Origin of the sequence: Lelliottia sp. RWM.1, from assembly GCF_016859735.1 — a bacterium.
Taxonomy (GTDB): Bacteria; Pseudomonadota; Gammaproteobacteria; order Enterobacterales; family Enterobacteriaceae; genus Enterobacter.
The window spans coordinates 43,533-60,972 of sequence record NZ_WLVC01000030.1 but is presented as its reverse complement, the minus strand read 5'-3'; the positions used below and the strand labels follow the sequence as shown (position 1 = coordinate 60,972).

The following is a 17,440-nucleotide window of genomic DNA, read 5'->3' as shown; positions in this document are numbered from 1 at the left end:
TCATGATGTCCCTCTGGGATGCGCTCCGGATGAATATGATGATCTCATATCAGGAACTTGTTCGCACCTTCCTTAGCCCATTCACATTACCGAATGGCACAGAACTGAAAAACCGCTTATTAATGGCCCCAATGACCACCTGTACTGGTTATTATGACGGCACAGTCACCAGTGAGCTGGTGGAGTACTACCGGGCGCGTTCTGGCAGCATCGGTACAATCATCGTGGAATGCTGTTTTGTCGACGATCTCGGCCTGGCTTTCCCTGGCGCGATTGGCATCGATAACGATGAGAAAATCGCCGGTCTGGCCAAAATCGCGGAGGCCATTAAATCCAAAGGGTCGAAAGCCCTTCTGCAGATTTATCATGGTGGTCGTATGGTCGACCCAAAACTGATCGGTGGCCGTACCCCTGTTGGACCAAGTGCTGTTGCTGCACCGCGCGATGGGGCTGCAACGCCGGTTGCCTTAACGGCAGACGAAGTAGAAGGCATGATCGGCAAGTTTGGTGAGGCCGTTCGCCGTGCCATTCAGGCCGGTTTCGATGGTGTCGAGATCCACGGTGCGAACACCTATCTGATCCAGCAATTCTACTCTCCGAACTCTAACCAGCGTGACGATGAATGGGGTGGCAGCCGTGACAACCGTGCGAAGTTCCCGCTGGCTGTGCTGGATATCACCCACAAAATGGTACGCCAGTACGCAGATGACGCATTCATCATTGGCTACCGCTTCTCCCCGGAAGAGATGGAAGTCCCCGGAATTCGCTTTGACGACACCATGTATTTGCTGGAAAAACTGGCGGCACGTGGTGTGGATTATCTGCACTTTTCCGTTGGCGCAACGCTGCGTCCGTCCATTGTCGATACACAAGATCCGACCCCGCTTATCGAAAAATATTGTGCGTTGCGTTCAGAAACGCTGGCACAAATACCGGTGATGGGCGTGGGCGGCGTCGTCAATGCGTCGGATGTGAATGACGCGCTGGATCACGGCTACGACCTGATTGCCGTGGGTCGTGCGACCATTGCATACCCGGACTGGACTGACCGCATTCGTGAGGGTGAAACCCTTGAGCTGTTTATGGACAGCACCAAACGTGAAGCGTTGAGCATCCCGGAGCCGCTGTGGCGATTCTCGCTGGTAGAGGCGATGATCCGCGATATGAGCATGACGGAATCCAGATTCAAACCGGGCATGTTTGTCGAGAAAGTGCAGGATGATGTGAATGAGCTGGTCATCAATGTCAGCCTGGAGACCGACCGTATTGCCGATATTGAGCTGGCTGAAGGTCCAAATCAGGACGTTGAGTTTGTGACCAGCTTCGAAGAGATCCGCTCGCGTATTCTGGATGCCAACACCCCGCATGTGGATGCCATCACGGGGGCAACCAGCCAAAGCGAAGCGGTTAAGAAAGCGGTGTCAAAAGCGATGGTGAAATCCAGTAAGGCACTTGCTGCTGAAGAGGGTGTAGATCCTAATGAAACCAAATGCGTAGACGTTGTGGTTGTCGGGAGTGGCGGCGCAGGGCTGGCCGCGGCTATTCAGGCTCACGATGAAGGCGCTAGCGTACTGATTGTTGAGAAAATGCCGACTATCGGCGGGAACACCATCAAAGCGTCTGCCGGGATGAACGCTGCGGAAACCCGTTTCCAGCGTGTGAAAGGTATCCAGGACAGCAAAGAGCTGTTCTACCAGGAGACGCTGAAAGGCGGCAAAAACAAAAATAATCCAGAGCTGCTGCGCCGCTTTGTTGAAAATGCGCCAGAGGCCATTGAATGGCTGGCAACGCGTGGGATTATGCTGAACGACATCACCACCACCGGGGGAATGAGCATTGACCGTACCCACCGTCCAAAAGATGGTTCTGCGGTAGGCGGTTATCTGATCAGCGGTCTGGTGCGTAACGTCAACAAACGCAATATCGACGTGATGCTTGATACGTCAGTAAGCGAGATTATCTTCGAAAACGGTGAAGTGACGGGCGTGCGTTTAACGACGGAAGAGAACGACATTGTCACCGTCGCGACCAAAAGCGTCATCATGGCAACCGGTGGATTCAGTGCAAACAGCCAAATGGTCGTAAAATATCGCCCTGACCTGGAAGGCTTTGTGACCACCAACCATAAAGGTGCGACAGGCGGCGGTATCGCATTACTGGAACGCATTGGCGCGGGGACTGTGGATATGGGTGAGATCCAGATCCATCCAACCGTGGAACAGAAAACCTCGTACCTGATTTCCGAATCAATTCGTGGTGGCGGGGCCATTCTGGTGAACCAGCAAGGGCGCCGTTTCTTCAACGAAATGGAGACCCGCGACAAAGTATCGGCGCAGATCATCGCCCTGCCTGAAAAATATGCCTACATCGTCTTTGATGAGCATGTCCGTGCTAAAAACAAAGCCGCTGACGAATACATTGCCAAAGGGTTTGTCACCAGCGCCAGTTCACCAAAAGCACTGGCAGAAGCATTGGGTATGGATTACCACACCTTCCTGGCGACGCTGGAGCGCTACAACAGCTTTGTTGAAAAACAGCATGATGATGATTTTGGCCGTACGACCGCATTGCGTGCACCAATCAATGAAGGCCCGTTCCACGCGATCCAGATTGCGCCAGGTGTGCACCATACAATGGGCGGGGTGACAATCAACACCGACACCTGCGTGCTGGATAACGATCACAACGTGATCCCAGGGGCATTTGCCGCTGGTGAAGTGGTTGGCGGTATCCACGGCGGCAACCGTATCGGCGGCAACGCAGTGGCGGATATCATTATTTTTGGTACTCTTGCCGGGCATCAGGCGGCGATGCGTTCAAAAAAAGCATAAGTCAGCCGTCATTGTAGGCCGGATAAGCATCACGCTTGTCCGGCAATCTCCCCGGCGGCGTGGCGCTGACCGGGGCTACAACCGAGGAGCTACTGCATGCCTGCCGATCATCGCGTTTACAGCTATTCTGCCGTCCTGATGGGGTCTCCCATTCTCCTGAAGCTTTTTTCCCACGACGAAGCCCTGGCTTCTCGCGTTTTCCGCTTAATCAAGCAGTATGAAGATTTACTCACTGTAAACCGTGTACCTTCTCAGGTGATGGATATCAACCTTGCGGCCGGGCAGCATCCGGTGGTCGTTAGCCGCCCGGTGTATGAGCTGATTCGTTGTGCTAAAGCCGCCAGCGTGCTGCCGGGAAGTGCATTTAATCTGGCGATTGGCCCACTGGTGAAACGCTGGAAAATTGGTTTTAAGGGCGACACCGTGCCGCCGGCACAGGAGATTCGTGCACTGCTTGCCATCACTCATCCTGACGATGTGGTACTTGATGACGCAAATACCAGCGTTTTTCTGACTCAGGCGGGCATGGAGATTGATCTTGGTGCAATCGCCAAAGGGTATATTGCTGATCGGGTGCGGGATTATCTGCGCAAACAGGGCGTTGAACGGGGGCTGATAAATCTGGGCGGTAATATTCAGACGCTAGGATCGCCGGAAGGGGGCTGGAGCGTGGGATTGAAAAAGCCCTTTGCACACGATGAACTGATTGGGTCGATGGAGGTGGAGAATCTCTCCGTCGTGACGTCGGGGACGTATGAGCGTTATTTTGAGCTAAATGGCAAACGCTATCACCACATCCTTGATCCCCGTACGGGATATCCGCTGGATAATGAGCTGGACAGTGTCACGATTATTTCATCCCACTCTCTCGACGGCGATATCTGGACCACGCTGATGTATGGCATGGGCGTTGAGAAGGGATGTGCCGCGCTGCATGCGCGGCCCGATATTGAGGCAATCTTTGTGACGAAAGCGAAAGAGGTTGTTATCTCGTCGATGAACCACTTCCGCTTTACGTTATTGGACAGCCAATACCGCGTTACTGGCAATATTGTCTGAGCAGTGCCATCTGCTCTGGCTGGAGGCGATAACGATAGACCGGACGTCCGGTCGCGCCGTAGTGAATGCTGGTAAACAGAATGTTGATTTGCGCAAGCCAAATCAGATATTTACGACACGACACGCGCGAAATGTTGACTGCATTCGCCAGGTCATCGGTTGAGAATTCTGTCTCCGGATGTCCGTCAATCCACTGACAAATGGTGCGCAGCGTTTGCGGGGTGAGTCCTTTTGGCAGTCGCTTGCTGTCGGCCAGCTCAGGCGCTCCGCCGTGCAGCAGCCTGTCCACATCCGCCTGCTCATAATACTGGTGTGAACCCATCAGGCTGTTTTTGGCTTTCCAGCCGTTGAGCGCCTCTTCAAAGCGTGGGAACTGGAAGGGTTTAATCAGATAGTCCACCACGCCGTAGTGCATCGAGGTCTGGATTGTCGTGGCATCAGAGGCTGATGAGATCATAATCACATCAATAGGGCGACCTGACGCGCGAATAATGGGCAGAAGATCAAGCCCATTGTCTTGCTGCATATAGACATCCAGCAGCACCAGATCGATGGGGTGACCCGGATTATTGATGAGCGCCTCGGCCTGGTTAAGCGTGGAGGCGACGCCACAGCAGCTGAAACCTTCTACACGGTTGACGTACAGACGGTTGAGGTCGGCTACCATGGCATCATCATCGACAATTAATACATTTATCACGCGATATTCCTCTCGCTATCCCAGGGGATCTGAACAAAAAATTGGGTAAATACGCCAGGCTCCGATTCGACGGTGATATCTCCGCCCAGATTCTGGAGCTGTTGACGTGCAAGGAACAGCCCAACACCACGGTTTTCACCCTTCGTTGAGTAGCCCTTCGTAAAAATATCGTCAAGCCGCATGGGGTCGATTCCCGGACCGTCATCGCTGACCTCACAACTGAGCCAGCCATTTTGATAGTGCAGCAGCAGGCTGATTTCACCTTCAGCCTGACCGACCATGGCATCCAGGGCATTTTCAATCAAATTGCCCAGAACGGTAATCAGCACTGCCACCTGTTGTTCATTGGCGGTATCCGGCAATTGACATTCATCCGCCAATGACAGGCTGACTCCGGCCTCTTTGGCGCGATTAATTTTGCCCAGCAGAAAGCCGGCAATCACCGGCGATTTAATTTTGTGCTGAATCGCCCCAATATCGGTCTGATAATTATGTGCTGTCTGGATAATGTACTCTTCCAGTTTGTCATAACGCTTCATGTGCAGCAGGCCCAGAATTACATGCAGCTTATTCATAAATTCATGGGTGTGGGAGCGAAGCGCATCGACATAGTTGACCATACCGTCAATACGTTGCATCAACTGGCTGATCTCGGTTTTATCGCGGAAGGTGCTGATTGCACCAATGATCTGGTTTTGACTTTTGACTGGAACCATATTGCACAGTAACAGCCGCCCATTGCAGTTAATTTCCTGATCCTGCCGCGCAACACCCGTTTTCGATACGTCGCGCAGGCTTGCCAGCAGAGGAGAGTGGGGCGCTTCACCTGATGTTTCGGTCTGGTGACCTGCGGGCAGAAGTAACATCTGCCGTGCGGCATGGTTTATCATCGTAACCCGCCCCTGAATATCGACAGCAACAACACCTTCTCTGAGCGACTGCAACATCGCCTGGCGTTGTTCAAATAACGCCGAAATTTCATAGGGTTCGAGACCAAACAGGATGCGCTTCAGGACCCGAACCAGACCCCAGATCCCCAATGAACTCATCAGAATACTGAAAAGAATGGTCCAGAGGGCGTTTTGGCGACCTCGAGTAATCTGTTCTTCCACTTTATTGAGTGAGATCCCTACCACGATAACGCCAATCTGCTGGTGTTGGGCATCATAGATGGGGGTAAAAACGCGCAAGGCTTCAGCGAGGACGCCCCGGTTCACCGAGACATTCTCTTTGCCCTCTAAAGCCGGAAGCAGGTCATCACCAATAAAATGCAGCCCAAGCAGGGCTTCGTTCGGGTGAGAATAACGGATGCCCCGCATGTCAGTGACAACCGCAAACAGCAGGTCGTTGCGCTGTGTCACGGCCTGGGCAATGGGCTGAATGATATCGGCTTGAGGCGGTTGCATTAGCCCGCGTTTGACTTCCGGGCTGTCAGCAAGGGTTCTGGCAATCCCGAGGGCTGTATCTTTGACATCATCACGAGTTGCTCTGGTGATCTGCACTGAATAGAGTGCAAACACGACCAGCAAAACCGAGCCGATAATCCCGCACACCATTAACGTCACTAATGTGTTCAGTTTCATGGGACGCTTGCGCGTCAGAGTGAAAGGCTGTAAATCGCTCATTAAAACTCCGCGATGAATAAGAAAGGGCTAATTATCGCCGATGACGCGCTTTTCTTAAAGCCATGTAAAAGCATGCAAATGCTCTTCTTTTCGTGACCCCCTTCGCAGGTCATCCATATAAAACACTTTATAGTGTGTGGGAACTCATAAGAAGGAGGCAGTTTATGAGCATTATGCTTACCGGTTCAGTCAAGGAAAGACGGCACGCCAGCACGATGAATATCGACAGATTGTCTACGCTGGATATGCTGAATGTCATTCACCAGGACGATGCACAGATCTCCGACGCGATTACACCATTTTTAAATACCATTGCTCGTGTCGTGGATAATGCGGCGGCGACGCTTAGTCACGGTGGCCGTTTAGTGATCGTTGGCGCGGGGCCTTCGGGACGCATGGCCGAACAAGCGGCGGCAGAATTTGCGCCTGGAAAACATCCAGTCATCAGCCTGACGGCGGGTGATGTGGCGGGAAGCTATGAACGCGGTGTTGCCGCCCTTCAGGATATCAACTTTGGCGAGCACGATATGATGTTGGCGCTCACCGTCAGTGGAAAGACGCCCTGGGTCTGGGGAGCGATGCGCCATGGCTGGTCGCTGGGTTCGCCTGTCGCTATCATTACTGAGGATGCGCAAAGTGAAGCCGCACAATTAGCGAGCATGGTGATTGCCCCTGAACTTGGTGCAGATGTGGTGGCGGGGTACGTGAATGCGAAAGCGGGGATCGCCCAAAAAATGATCCTCAATATGATTATGACTGGCCTGGCTATTCGTTCCGGCCGCGTATACAGCAACTTGCGCGTTGACCTTGAAGCCAGCAGCACCAAATGGGCTGAGCGGCAAATTGCCATCGTGATGGAAGCGGGAGGGTGTAACCGGTCTGTCGCGAAAGCCGCGCTGGAGAGTTGTAACGGTAATTGCAAAACAGCGGTGTTGATGGTGCTCACTGGGCTGGATGCATGGAAAGCCCATGACTTGCTTGCACAGAATAATGGATTTATTCGCGTGGCATTGCAGGAAGCACCTTAAGAATAAGCCTTAAAGACAAAAAAAGCCCGCTAACGCGGGCTTTGGTATTGATGGGGATTAGAACTGGTAAACAATACCCATTGCGAACTGGTCGTCAGTGGCGTTACCGGTAATCGCACCGTCTTCTTCATCCAGCAGGTTGAATTTATAAGCGGTGTACACGTTCATGTTTTTGTTGAAGTAGTACCAGGTACCCACTTCGATGTAATTGACACGATCTGCATTAACGCCTTTCTGGCCGTCTTTAGCACCCAGGTCTTTGCCCTGAGAATAGACGTAGCCCAGGGATGGACGCAGGCCGAAATCGAATTGGTACTGAACGACAGCTTCAATGTTCTGGGTTTTGTTAGCAAAACCGTGGTCTGAGCCCGTTTTCGTCATGTTACGGGTTTCGCCGTACATCACTGCAGCATAGACACTGTTTGCGTCATATTTTGCAGCCAGTGACCAGACTTCTGCGTTGTCGCCGTAGCCATCAGCACTCTGCTGGTTGGTACGGTCAGATTTACCATAAACGCCGACAAAGCCAAAACCATCTACATTGTAGTTGACGGACATACTGTAGCCGTCGCCATTTGCTTTGCTTTGGACGCGGTTGTCATTCTTGCCCTGGTATTGCAGCGCGAAATTAAGGCCATCAACCATGCCGAAGAAATCGGTATTACGGTAAGTTGCTACACCGTTGGCACGACCATTCATGAAGTTGTCTGCAGAGGCCCATGAATCGCCACCCCATTCAACTAACATATCAGTATACGCAGCTGCATCATAGGCTACGCCGTAGTTACGGCCATAATCGAATGAGCCGTAGTCAGCGTATTTCAGGCCAGCAAAAGCCAGACGGGTGCTTTCGTCCTGGCTACCTTCAGGTTTGCTGGCATCGATGTTGTATTCAAACTGGCCGAAACCCGTCAGTTGAGTGTTGATTTGCGTTTCGCCTCTGACGCCGAAACGTGCGTAAGAGGTATCAGCATTCTCGCTGTTGTTGCTATCAGTGCTCGACCAGACGCGTTCACCGACCATTTTGCCGTAGAAATCTATTTTGTTGCCGTCTTTGCTGTAGATTTCAGCTGCATTTGCTGCGCCAGCCACTAATAATGCGGGTACAAGAATAGCCAGAACTTTTCTTTTCATTATATATTCCCTTTAAATATAGATATTATGAATATACGTGATTACCCTCCGGAATCACGGGGTTGATACTATTCTAAGTGTTCGCATTTAGTTTCAAAAATATATGTAATTAAATGATAAAAAGTATTTCTATATATTTCAGTTTGTCTCTTTATTTTTCATGTGAATGATTGTTTGAAATGCATTAATTTAATGCATGATTATGTATTTGCTATGTTTATTGTCGTTTTATGGATATTTTTTATTTGTATATTAGTTGCGATATCTATGTTTTCTGGTTGAAATATAAATAATGGGTATGGTGTTATTTTTGAGTCCAGTAATGATTACTTTTACTTACTCTTCAGGAAATATTTCTCAGCATTTTTTATTCTGAAATGCCAGGAACTCACTTATTCATATCATTCAATAAAATCAGACGTGTCATCTATTATGCTCATTCGTATTACTGGATCAGGGGGGACGCGGGAAAACTTGCCTGAGATCAACTTAACGCAAACTGATGGCTTGAAAGGGTCGCCGATGGCAGCATTAAATGACAAAATGTGATAAATATCACAAAATGGTGTGTGCTATGTGAAAACGGTCACGCGTATTGACCGTTGAGTAAGGGTTCAAGATGGAACAACAAAACGAACGTAGCCTGGGAGGCAAACTGGCCCTGTGGGTGTTCTACGCATTTTGCGGCTACTTTGTCTGGGCTATGGTCCGCTATATGTGGGTTGTCAGTAAAATTCCAGCCCTGTCTGGTACAGTGGTTGAGGGCGATTTAGGATCGACCAGCGGTAAATGGCTGGGTGCATTGCTGGGTTTCCTGGTCCTGGGTACGGTGGGACTGATCCTGGGCGGGATTGCCTGGTATACGCGCCCTCGTGCGGACAACTCGTGATAGCGCTGAGAAAAGTTGTTATTGTAGCGATTTCCGGTGACAGGACGTGATAATGACACTTTCTCAGTGGCAACACCGTTTCGAATGTTGGCTTGAAGAAAATCATGCTACGGACGACGCAGCACATGATATTTCCCATTTCCGCCGTGTCTGGATGACGGCGCAGCGCATCATGGTTAACCAAACAGTCGATCACCTGGTCGTCCTCACGGCGTGCTATTTTCATGACATTGTTAGCCTGCCCAAAAACCATCCGCAACGCAGTCAGTCATCTCAGTTAGCGGCACGTAAAACTCGCCAAATTCTGAGTCGTGATTTCCCTGATTTTCCGACAGAAAGCTATGCTGCCGTCGAGCATGCCATTGAAGCGCACAGCTTCAGCGCCGCGATTGCGCCAAAAACGGTGGAGGCCTGCATTGTCCAGGATGCCGACAGGCTAGAAGCATTAGGCGCTATTGGCCTGGCGCGCGTTTTTGCTGTGTCTGGTGCACTTGGCGTTGCATTATTTGATGCCGAGGACCCCTTTGCGGATGCCCGTACGCTGGATGACCGGAAATTTGCCCTCGATCATTTCCAGACCAAGCTGCTCCGTTTACCCGAAACGATGCAAACAGAAATAGGCCGTGAACTGGCACGCCACAATGCCGATTTTCTGATCCAATTCATGGCCAAATTGAGCGCTGAATTACAGGGGGATTGCCTGGGTTTAGATAGCCAGGTTCAACGCCGTTTCCGCCGCAGTTTGACATCCTGAACTGTGGTAATCTGTCCGCCGTCTTTATTGTCCGGTTAAAAGAATGCAGGAAAATCGATCAGTGACTGAGCCCGAACTTCAGCTGGCAGAGAAATCCACGGCCGCTGTGCAGGCGTTATTGCAGCATCTGCTGGACATTTATGATGCTAAAACTCTGGCAAATCAGCTGGAGGCTCACGGTGAGAGTCACTGGAGCCCGGCGATTCTTAAACGACTGCTTACCAGTGAGCGCGCCGGGCATCGCATGAGTGACGGCGAGTTTCGGCTCTTGCAGAATCTGCTGCCGCGGCCTTGTGCAGCTCATCCGGCGTATGCTTTCCGATTTATCGATCTCTTTGCCGGGATAGGGGGGATTCGTCACGGGTTTGAAGCGATTGGCGGGCAATGTGTGTTTACCAGTGAATGGAACAAACATGCGGTGCGCACTTATAAAGCCAACTGGTATTGTGATCCTTCCGCTCACCATTTTAATACCGATATTCGTGATGTTACGTTGAGCCACAAAAGCGGAGTCACGGATGAAGAGGCCGCAGAGCATATTCGCGCAACGATCCCTGCCCATGATGTTCTGCTGGCGGGATTCCCGTGTCAGCCATTCTCCCTTGCGGGGGTCTCGAAAAAAAATGCACTGGGGCGTGCGCATGGTTTTGCCTGCGATACGCAGGGAACGCTGTTTTTTGATGTTGTCCGTATTATTGATGCGCGCCGCCCGGCTATTTTTGTGCTGGAAAACGTCAAGAATCTCAAGAGCCATGATGGGGGGAAAACCTTCCGCATTATCATGCAAACTCTTGATGAGCTGGGTTATGACGTGGCTGATGCGCAGGATATGGGCGCTGACGACCCTAAAATTATTGATGGTAAGCATTTTCTTCCTCAGCATCGGGAGCGCATTGTGCTGGTGGGATTCCGTCGCGATCTCAATTTGCGCGGTGATTTTACCCTGCGTGATATTCCGGCTTTATATCCAACTCGCCGGCCATCACTTGCCAGCCTGCTGGAGCCTGTTGTGGATGCAAAATTTATCCTGACGCCCGTGTTGTGGAAATATCTCTACCGTTATGCCAAAAAGCACCAGGCGAAAGGCAACGGCTTTGGTTTTGGGATGGTCGACCCAACAGACCCACACTGCGTTACCCGAACATTGTCTGCTCGCTACTATAAAGATGGCGCAGAGATCCTGATCGACAGAGGCTGGGATAAAGCGCTAGGGGAGAAGGACTTTGACGACCCGCAAAACCAGCGCCATCGTCCCCGTCGTTTGACTCCACGTGAGTGCGCCCGTTTGATGGGGTTTGAGACGCCTCAAGGCTACAGTTTCCGCATCCCTGTATCAGATACGCAGGCTTACCGACAATTTGGCAACTCAGTCGTGGTTCCGGCTTTTGCGGCGGTGGCAAAACTGCTGGAGTCGCGAATTAAACAGGCGGCCAAACTTCGCCAGCGTGAGGCCGTTAATGACGGATGTGCACAATAAGGCTATGCGCAGTAAAAACATGCGTGCGATAGGCACGCGTGATACCGAGATTGAAAAGCGCCTTGCCAGAGGGCTTTCACAGGCAGGTTTTGCATTCCGGGTGCAGGAAACGACGCTTCCCGGCCGTCCTGATTTTGTCATCGACGAGTACCAGTGCATTATTTTCACCCACGGTTGTTTCTGGCATCACCATCATTGCTATTTGTTTAAGGTTCCTGCCACGCGAACCGAATTCTGGCTGGATAAAATTGGCAAAAACGTTGCGCGAGATGCGCGGGACATTGCCGCACTTGTTGCGCAGGGATGGCGGGTTCTGGTCGTCTGGGAGTGTGCACTACGCGGCAAAATGAAGCTGGATGATGTTGCGTTAATCGACCGACTGGAAGAGTGGATCTGCGACGGCGGACAAGCCGCGCAGATCGATACTCAGGGCATTCACATGGTTAAGGTTTCTCTGCCTCACAAGGTGTCACCACGGGTTTAGCGGGCAGTAAATATTTGCCCAGTGTCACGAGCACAACTGCAAGAATGATCACCCCAAGAGCCAGCCATTCGACGGTTGATAACGTTTCTCCGCCAAAACCTGTTCCCAGTAATACCGCAACAACAGGGTTAACATAGGCATAACTGGTCGCGACGGCAGGTGACACACTGCGGATCAGGAACATATAGGCGTTAATGGCGATGATCGAACCAAACAAGGCCAGATATCCCACCGCCAGGAAACCGGATAAGTCCGGCATCGCCGTTAACTTCTCACCGGTCAGCATGGAGGCCGTAAGCAGTACAATACCCGCAGCCAGCATCTCGATTGCACCGGCCATCATGCCGGAGGGCAACTCGATACGTGAGCCATACACCGAGCCGAACGCCCAGCTCATCGAGCCAATCAAAATCAATAACGCCCCCCAGGGATTGCCGCTCAAATTGCCGCCGCTGTTAAGCAGAATAATCCCGGCCAGTCCAATTCCGATGCCCAGCCATTCCAGTTTACGGGTACGGATGCCAAAGAGGCGGCTAAAACAGAGCGTAAACAGCGGAACGGTGGCCACAACAACCGCCGCGATGCCTGATGGCACATTTTGATGTTCCGCTACGGTGACAAAGCCATTCCCGACAGCTAATAACAGCAAACCAATCAATGCGGCATTGAGTAACGGTCGTAACGGGGGAAGTTTATGCCCACGTAACAGTAGAAAAGCCAACAGCAGAATGCCAGCAGAGAGAAAACGAATGCCAGCCATCATTAGCGGTGGCCAGCTTTCCACACCGATACGAATGACGAAATAGGTCGAACCCCAGATGATATAGAGCGAAAAAAGTGCTCCAATGAGTGGTAATAAGTGCCGGAAACGCATAATCCCTCACGACGGAATAAAAAGGTCGCTCATAGTAAACGTCAAAACTATCGCGCTGGCGAGCCCTTAATTGTGGCGTTGATGTGAATTTATTGTTGACTTAAAGCACTTGTTCCAGCGCTTTCACTTTTGCTCCATACTATTCACTTAATTATCAAAAAAAGAAGGATAGAGATTTTGGCAGGAAGTAGCTTGTTAACATTGCTGGATGATATTGCCACTTTGCTGGATGATATTTCGGTTATGGGAAAACTGGCGGCCAAAAAAACCGCGGGTGTGTTGGGTGATGATTTGTCGCTTAATGCGCAGCAGGTCAGCGGTGTTCGCGCAAACCGGGAATTACCGGTTGTGTGGGGAGTGGCAAAGGGATCGTTCCTCAATAAAGTGATCCTGGTCCCGCTGGCATTGCTGATCAGTGCGTTCATTCCCTGGGCGATTACGCCTTTGCTGATGGTTGGGGGGGCGTTTCTGTGCTTTGAAGGCGTGGAAAAAGTACTGCATACCCTGGCCTCCCGCAAAGAAAAAGAAACGCCCGAGGCGCGTCAGCAGCGACTGGAGGCACTTGCAGCACAAGATCCAAAAACGTTTGAACGCGATAAGATCAAAGGAGCCATTCGCACCGACTTTATTCTGTCAGCAGAAATCGTCGCGATCACACTGGGCATTGTCTCTGAGTCGCCGTTGCTGAATCAGGTGCTGATTCTGTCCGGCATTGCGATTCTGGTTACCGTGGGCGTGTATGGTCTGGTGGGGATCATCGTCAAACTGGATGATATCGGCTACTGGCTGGCGGATAAATCCAGTAAGGTGGCGAAAGCGATTGGTGGAGGACTGCTGGTCCTTGCTCCCTGGTTGATGAAGAGTTTGTCCGTTATCGGGACGCTGGCGATGTTTCTCGTCGGAGGGGGGATTGTGGTACATGGTATTGCGCCACTTCACCATGCGATTGAACATTTCGCAACGTCCCAGGGGGCGTTGATGGCGGCAATCCTGCCGACGCTGCTCAATCTGGTTCTTGGGTTTATCGTTGGCGGCGTCGTCGTCATGGCGGTTAAGGTTGTCGGAAAGATCCGCGGAACGTCGCACTAATTGTTTCATCCTGAAGGATGCAAAAAGGCCATTCCTCGTCTAAATTGAAACAGTTTCACCCTGATACAGGAGGCAGGTATGGTCTTTTTGGTCAGTGATGAAGTTAAGCCTAAGAAGGGCGGTCCTCGCATGATTGTCACCGGATATTCCAGTGGTATGGTGGAATGCCGGTGGTACGATGGTTATGGCATCAAGCGAGAAGCGTTTCGTGAAGACGAACTCAAGCCGGGGGATGGACGGCAAAAGTGCGACAAGGCTTAATCACATAACGCCCGGCTTGTCCGGGCGTTTTTACTGGCGAGTCTCTACATAGGTCTCCACGCGTGGTGGGTATACGCAGGGGAAGACGGGTAATCAGGGAGTGTGTGTGCAGCGTGATACCTATGTTGTAAAACGATCCTTTCTGCAGTGGCTGCAAAAGCAAAGCAATCCAGGGCGGATTGTGAATCTCTGTTTTCTTGTGGTCTTGATCTTCTCCACGCTATTGACCTGGCGTGAAGTTGTGGTGCTGGAAGATGCTTATATATCCAGCCAACGTAACCATCTGGAAAATGTTGCCAACGCACTGGACAGGCAACTGCAGTTTAATGTTGATAAATTGCTTTTTTTCCGTCACAGCATGCGTGATGCCCTGCAAACACCCCTTGCCTTTGGCGTACTGCATGATGCCGTCTTTCGCTTTAAAACGGTACGTAACACGCCATTCTGGCAACTTGCTGTCGATAAAGACCGTACACTTCCGATAAACGGCGTCTCAGATGCTTTTGTCGAAAAAACAACGTTGTTGTCTCGTGATGACGAACGGGTGAACAACGAGCTTTCTGCGGCACTTGAGTTAGGCTATTTGCTCCGTCTGGCCTCTTCGTCACCGCAAAGGGAAGAGCGGGTTTTTTATATTTCGCGTGCTGGTTTTTATCTTTCTACGGACACGACATCTCAAACCGTTGATATCGTCTCGCGTTACTACCGGTTCGTCACTCAGCCCTGGTTTACGCAACAATCAGAGCGGGAAAATCGTTCACGTGCGATACGGTGGTTTGTCTCTCCGCCGACAGCGTACACGGGCAATGCCCCGGTAATTACTGCAAGCGTACCAATCTATTATGACCACTACTGGTATGGCGTTGTCGCAATGGATTTTGCCTTAACGACCATGAAGCGCTTCCTGATGGACGCAATGGATGATCATACGGAAGGCGAGTATCAGCTTTACGACAGCAGGCTCAATATGATTGCCTCTTCTGAACCTTCTGTCCGTCATATTAATCGCTTTGATGAACGTGAAATGGCACAGGTAGCGCATGCTATTGAGAGCGATACCCAGGGCGAAATTCGCATGGGAACGCGTTTTGTAACCTGGGAACGGCTCGACCATTTTGATGGTGTCGTTCTGCGCATCCACACCCTGCATGAGGGCGTGCGCGGTGATTTTGGGAGTATCAGCATCGCGCTGGCATTACTTTGGGCGCTGTTCACCGCCATGCTGCTGATCTCCTGGCTGGTCATCCGCCGAATGGTGAGCAATATGTATACCCTTCAGCATTCGCTTCAGTGGCAGGCATGGCATGATCCACTGACGCGTCTGAATAACCGAGGTGCATTGTTTGAGCGCGCTAAAATACTGGCGGTGCAGTGTCAGGAGAAGTCACTGCCGCTGGCGGTGATTCAGATAGATCTGGACCATTTTAAGAGCATTAACGATCGCTTTGGCCATCAGGCCGGAGACAAGGTGCTTTCACATGCCGCAGGGTTAATTGCCAGCGGATTACGCAGTAATGATGTGGCGGGGCGAGTGGGTGGGGAAGAGTTCTGTGTTGTGCTTCCAGGCATCACGCTTGAGGCCGCCGCCGGGATTGCAGAGCGCATTCGCGCACGCATTAACAGCAAAGAGATTCTGGTGAAAAAGAGCACGACAATACGCGTCAGTGCCTCGCTGGGGGTGAGTGGCTCGCAAGAGAAAGGTCATTATGACTTTGAACAGCTGCAGTCTATCGCTGATGCACGTCTGTATCAGGCCAAGCAATCTGGACGCAACCAGGTGGTATGGCACGATCACGAGAAGAAATGATCAAGCCCTTCACGCCAACCCGCAGGGCCGGGTAGCTGAGTGTGATAAACCCTCGCGGGGCGATCATCCAGAAGGTGAACACCGTGGCGGTTTATCCCTTTCACAATGACGGCGTAATCAACGCTGTCCAGCAGAGGTGCATCGTTAGGGCCATCACCGAGGCCAATGGTCGTGAGGGCTATACCGTCGAGTTGCCGGTATTGTTCAATGACCCATTTAACCGCCCAGTCCTTGCCACATCGGGCATCCAGAATGTGCCAGAAGCGTGCGCCTTGAACGAATTTCAAACCCTGCCTGACAAGGGCCTCTTCAAAATGCGCCATGTTCTCATCGCTATCGCGCCAGATCAGCGTTACGGAAGCTTCGTGCTTGCGGGCCAGCCCTGATCGGGAACGATTAAGGCCCGTCCACTGGCTGACAGTATGCTCATCAACGTCGTCGAAAGTGGTGAATCGATAACCTTGATGTTGACGGAGGTGTTCAACCACATGGCGAATTTCGTTATGTGGTACACCCAGTATAAGTCGCGGTGCGGTGTAGGATGCGTCCCAGCGAATATCCGCCTGAACGACTGCCCCATTTTCAGCAATAAACGGCAGCCCTTCCAGACCGAGATCTTGCTGAATATCAATAATCTCTTCAGCGGTCTTACTGCTGCAAAGAACCACCGGGATTTGGTGATCCAGCAGCGTGTCCAGCCAGGCTGCCGCAGGCTGCCAGTCGTAGGTATGCACATCCAGTAGCGTTCCATCAAGATCGGTGAAAATCAACAGCGAATCCTGGAGTGAAAGCATAGTAACTCCTGCAACGTATTGATGATCTTCCTAAGATTATTCCCAAATGAAAAGGGGCGATAAGAAGGAGGATGACCTGGAATCGATCCCTGCCAACCCGCATCGGATGGCCGCTCAGACGTATAATTAAAAAAATCTCATTGATTCAATTAAACATTTATAGTGGAAATAATTACTTGTCATACAAAAATGTTGGAGATACTGTGCTACGGCACATCAGATTTCCTGGTGTAACGAATTTTCAAGTGCTTCTTGCATTAGCAAGTTTCATCCCGGTCATCCCCATGACCGGGATTTTTTTCACTTCAGCGGTTTATTTCAGTCACGCTAAAGTCGTGAATGTCGAGTTCAAACGCCTCGGCCAGCTCGCGGTAGGTATGGTAATCCCTTCCATTGACAATCACCCTCGTGGGGTCGTCTTCCGTACGGCGAACCTCGCTTTCACTGATTTCATTGATTGCTGCAAGCAGGGCATCGACATTTACGTCGACGTTACTGCTCTCTTTACCACTCTTCATTACACGTACCTCATTCCACCTTCTCCATGGGTAAGTATAGACTGCTCAGAAAAACGTCATTCGCACCGGGCGAGCGATGCCAGATAATGTGTTTTGTTCTACACTGGCTCAAAACC

Annotated in this window: 16 protein-coding genes; 10 read left to right on the top strand and 6 right to left on the bottom strand. The window is 51.2% G+C overall.

Features of this window, described 5'->3' with window-relative positions; translation table 11 throughout:
• Window positions 1–38 precede the first annotated feature (38 nt).
• Together GF617_RS18810 and GF617_RS18805 are read left to right on the top strand one after the other, a co-directional pair.
• Window positions 39–2,831: a flavocytochrome c gene (locus tag GF617_RS18810; protein WP_203452247.1), complete on the top strand. Its 2,793-nt coding sequence runs from the start codon at window positions 39–41 to the stop codon at window positions 2,829–2,831.
• A 96-nt stretch (window positions 2,832–2,927) separates the two neighbouring features.
• Window positions 2,928–3,890 (top strand): FAD:protein FMN transferase, encoded by a 963-nt coding sequence (locus tag GF617_RS18805; protein WP_181619978.1) that lies wholly within the window; start codon window positions 2,928–2,930, stop codon window positions 3,888–3,890.
• On the opposite strand, the gene dcuR is transcribed toward GF617_RS18805, so the two are convergent.
• Entirely contained in the window at window positions 3,871–4,590 is a 720-nt protein-coding gene (gene dcuR / locus GF617_RS18800; protein WP_181619977.1) for a two-component system response regulator DcuR, read from the bottom strand. The genes GF617_RS18805 and dcuR overlap by 20 nt on opposite strands.
• Window positions 4,587–6,215, bottom strand: a complete 1,629-nt coding sequence (locus tag GF617_RS18795; protein ID WP_203452245.1) for a sensor histidine kinase — start codon at window positions 6,213–6,215, stop codon at window positions 4,587–4,589. Before GF617_RS18795 ends, dcuR begins: the two co-directional genes overlap by 4 nt.
• Window positions 6,216–6,379: 164 nt before the next feature.
• On the opposite strand from GF617_RS18795, the gene GF617_RS18790 reads away from it, so the two are divergent.
• Window positions 6,380–7,243, top strand: a complete 864-nt coding sequence (locus tag GF617_RS18790; RefSeq protein WP_181619975.1) for an N-acetylmuramic acid 6-phosphate etherase — start codon at window positions 6,380–6,382, stop codon at window positions 7,241–7,243.
• Between the two features lie 57 nt (window positions 7,244–7,300).
• Here the strand turns inward: GF617_RS18790 and GF617_RS18785 are convergent, their stop codons facing one another.
• Window positions 7,301–8,377 carry a porin gene (locus GF617_RS18785; protein ID WP_203452244.1) on the bottom strand — a complete coding sequence of 359 codons (1,077 nt, stop codon included), beginning with the start codon at window positions 8,375–8,377 and terminating at the stop codon, window positions 7,301–7,303.
• A gap of 619 nt (window positions 8,378–8,996) precedes the next feature.
• On the opposite strand from GF617_RS18785, the gene drpB reads away from it, so the two are divergent.
• The 4 genes from drpB to GF617_RS18765 are packed head-to-tail and all read left to right on the top strand — an operon-like array spanning window position 8,997 to window position 11,981.
• Window positions 8,997–9,266 carry a cell division protein DrpB gene (drpB, locus tag GF617_RS18780; RefSeq protein ID WP_181619973.1) on the top strand — a complete coding sequence of 90 codons (270 nt, stop codon included), beginning with the start codon at window positions 8,997–8,999 and terminating at the stop codon, window positions 9,264–9,266.
• 52 nt (window positions 9,267–9,318) lie between these two features.
• On the top strand, window positions 9,319–10,020 hold the full coding sequence (locus GF617_RS18775) for a phosphohydrolase (RefSeq protein WP_181619972.1): 702 nt from the start codon (window positions 9,319–9,321) through the stop codon (window positions 10,018–10,020).
• Window positions 10,021–10,063: 43 nt separating this feature from the next.
• Window positions 10,064–11,497: a DNA cytosine methyltransferase gene (locus GF617_RS18770; RefSeq protein ID WP_203452243.1), complete on the top strand. Its 1,434-nt coding sequence runs from the start codon at window positions 10,064–10,066 to the stop codon at window positions 11,495–11,497.
• A complete protein-coding gene (locus tag GF617_RS18765; protein WP_203452242.1) occupies window positions 11,478–11,981 on the top strand; it encodes a very short patch repair endonuclease in 504 nt (167 codons plus the stop codon). Before GF617_RS18770 ends, GF617_RS18765 begins: the two co-directional genes overlap by 20 nt.
• Here GF617_RS18765 and yedA read toward each other — a convergent pair.
• Entirely contained in the window at window positions 11,941–12,855 is a 915-nt protein-coding gene (gene yedA / locus GF617_RS18760) for a drug/metabolite exporter YedA (RefSeq protein ID WP_203452241.1), read from the bottom strand. The genes GF617_RS18765 and yedA overlap by 41 nt on opposite strands.
• 177 nt (window positions 12,856–13,032) lie before the next feature.
• On the opposite strand from yedA, the gene GF617_RS18755 reads away from it, so the two are divergent.
• The 3 genes from GF617_RS18755 to dgcQ all read left to right on the top strand — a co-directional run bounded on the left by GF617_RS18755 (window position 13,033) and on the right by dgcQ (window position 16,012).
• The gene (locus tag GF617_RS18755; RefSeq protein ID WP_181619968.1) at window positions 13,033–13,944 is read left to right on the top strand and encodes a DUF808 domain-containing protein; all 912 of its coding nucleotides are present in this window, start codon (window positions 13,033–13,035) and stop codon (window positions 13,942–13,944) included.
• Between the two features lie 78 nt (window positions 13,945–14,022).
• Window positions 14,023–14,205 carry a YodC family protein gene (locus tag GF617_RS18750; RefSeq protein ID WP_181619967.1) on the top strand — a complete coding sequence of 61 codons (183 nt, stop codon included), beginning with the start codon at window positions 14,023–14,025 and terminating at the stop codon, window positions 14,203–14,205.
• 106 nt (window positions 14,206–14,311) lie between these two features.
• Window positions 14,312–16,012: a cellulose biosynthesis regulator diguanylate cyclase DgcQ gene (gene dgcQ, locus GF617_RS18745; protein WP_203452240.1), complete on the top strand. Its 1,701-nt coding sequence runs from the start codon at window positions 14,312–14,314 to the stop codon at window positions 16,010–16,012.
• Here the strand turns inward: dgcQ and GF617_RS18740 are convergent.
• Together GF617_RS18740 and yodD are read right to left on the bottom strand one after the other, a co-directional pair.
• Window positions 15,997–16,806 (bottom strand): mannosyl-3-phosphoglycerate phosphatase-related protein, encoded by an 810-nt coding sequence (locus GF617_RS18740; protein WP_203452239.1) that lies wholly within the window; start codon window positions 16,804–16,806, stop codon window positions 15,997–15,999. The genes dgcQ and GF617_RS18740 overlap by 16 nt on opposite strands.
• A gap of 305 nt (window positions 16,807–17,111) precedes the next feature.
• Entirely contained in the window at window positions 17,112–17,324 is a 213-nt protein-coding gene (gene yodD / locus GF617_RS18735) for a YodD family peroxide/acid resistance protein (RefSeq protein WP_203452238.1), read from the bottom strand.
• Window positions 17,325–17,440 lie beyond the last annotated feature (116 nt).

Bases quoted from the DNA above. Each gene is read 5' to 3' on its own strand.
- GF617_RS18810 (WP_203452247.1), top strand. From the start codon at position 39: ATGATCTCATATCAGGAACTTGTTCGCACCTTCCTTAGCCCATTCACA.
- GF617_RS18805 (WP_181619978.1), top strand. From the start codon at position 2,928: ATGCCTGCCGATCATCGCGTTTACAGCTATTCTGCCGTCCTGATGGGG.
- GF617_RS18795 (WP_203452245.1), bottom strand. From the start codon at position 6,215: ATGAGCGATTTACAGCCTTTCACTCTGACGCGCAAGCGTCCCATGAAA.
- GF617_RS18790 (WP_181619975.1), top strand. From the start codon at position 6,380: ATGAGCATTATGCTTACCGGTTCAGTCAAGGAAAGACGGCACGCCAGC.
- GF617_RS18785 (WP_203452244.1), bottom strand. From the start codon at position 8,377: ATGAAAAGAAAAGTTCTGGCTATTCTTGTACCCGCATTATTAGTGGCT.
- drpB (WP_181619973.1), top strand. From the start codon at position 8,997: ATGGAACAACAAAACGAACGTAGCCTGGGAGGCAAACTGGCCCTGTGG.
- GF617_RS18775 (WP_181619972.1), top strand. From the start codon at position 9,319: ATGACACTTTCTCAGTGGCAACACCGTTTCGAATGTTGGCTTGAAGAA.
- GF617_RS18770 (WP_203452243.1), top strand. From the start codon at position 10,064: ATGCAGGAAAATCGATCAGTGACTGAGCCCGAACTTCAGCTGGCAGAG.
- GF617_RS18765 (WP_203452242.1), top strand. From the start codon at position 11,478: ATGACGGATGTGCACAATAAGGCTATGCGCAGTAAAAACATGCGTGCG.
- yedA (WP_203452241.1), bottom strand. From the start codon at position 12,855: ATGCGTTTCCGGCACTTATTACCACTCATTGGAGCACTTTTTTCGCTC.
- GF617_RS18750 (WP_181619967.1), top strand. From the start codon at position 14,023: ATGGTCTTTTTGGTCAGTGATGAAGTTAAGCCTAAGAAGGGCGGTCCT.
- GF617_RS18740 (WP_203452239.1), bottom strand. From the start codon at position 16,806: ATGCTTTCACTCCAGGATTCGCTGTTGATTTTCACCGATCTTGATGGA.
- yodD (WP_203452238.1), bottom strand. From the start codon at position 17,324: ATGAAGAGTGGTAAAGAGAGCAGTAACGTCGACGTAAATGTCGATGCC.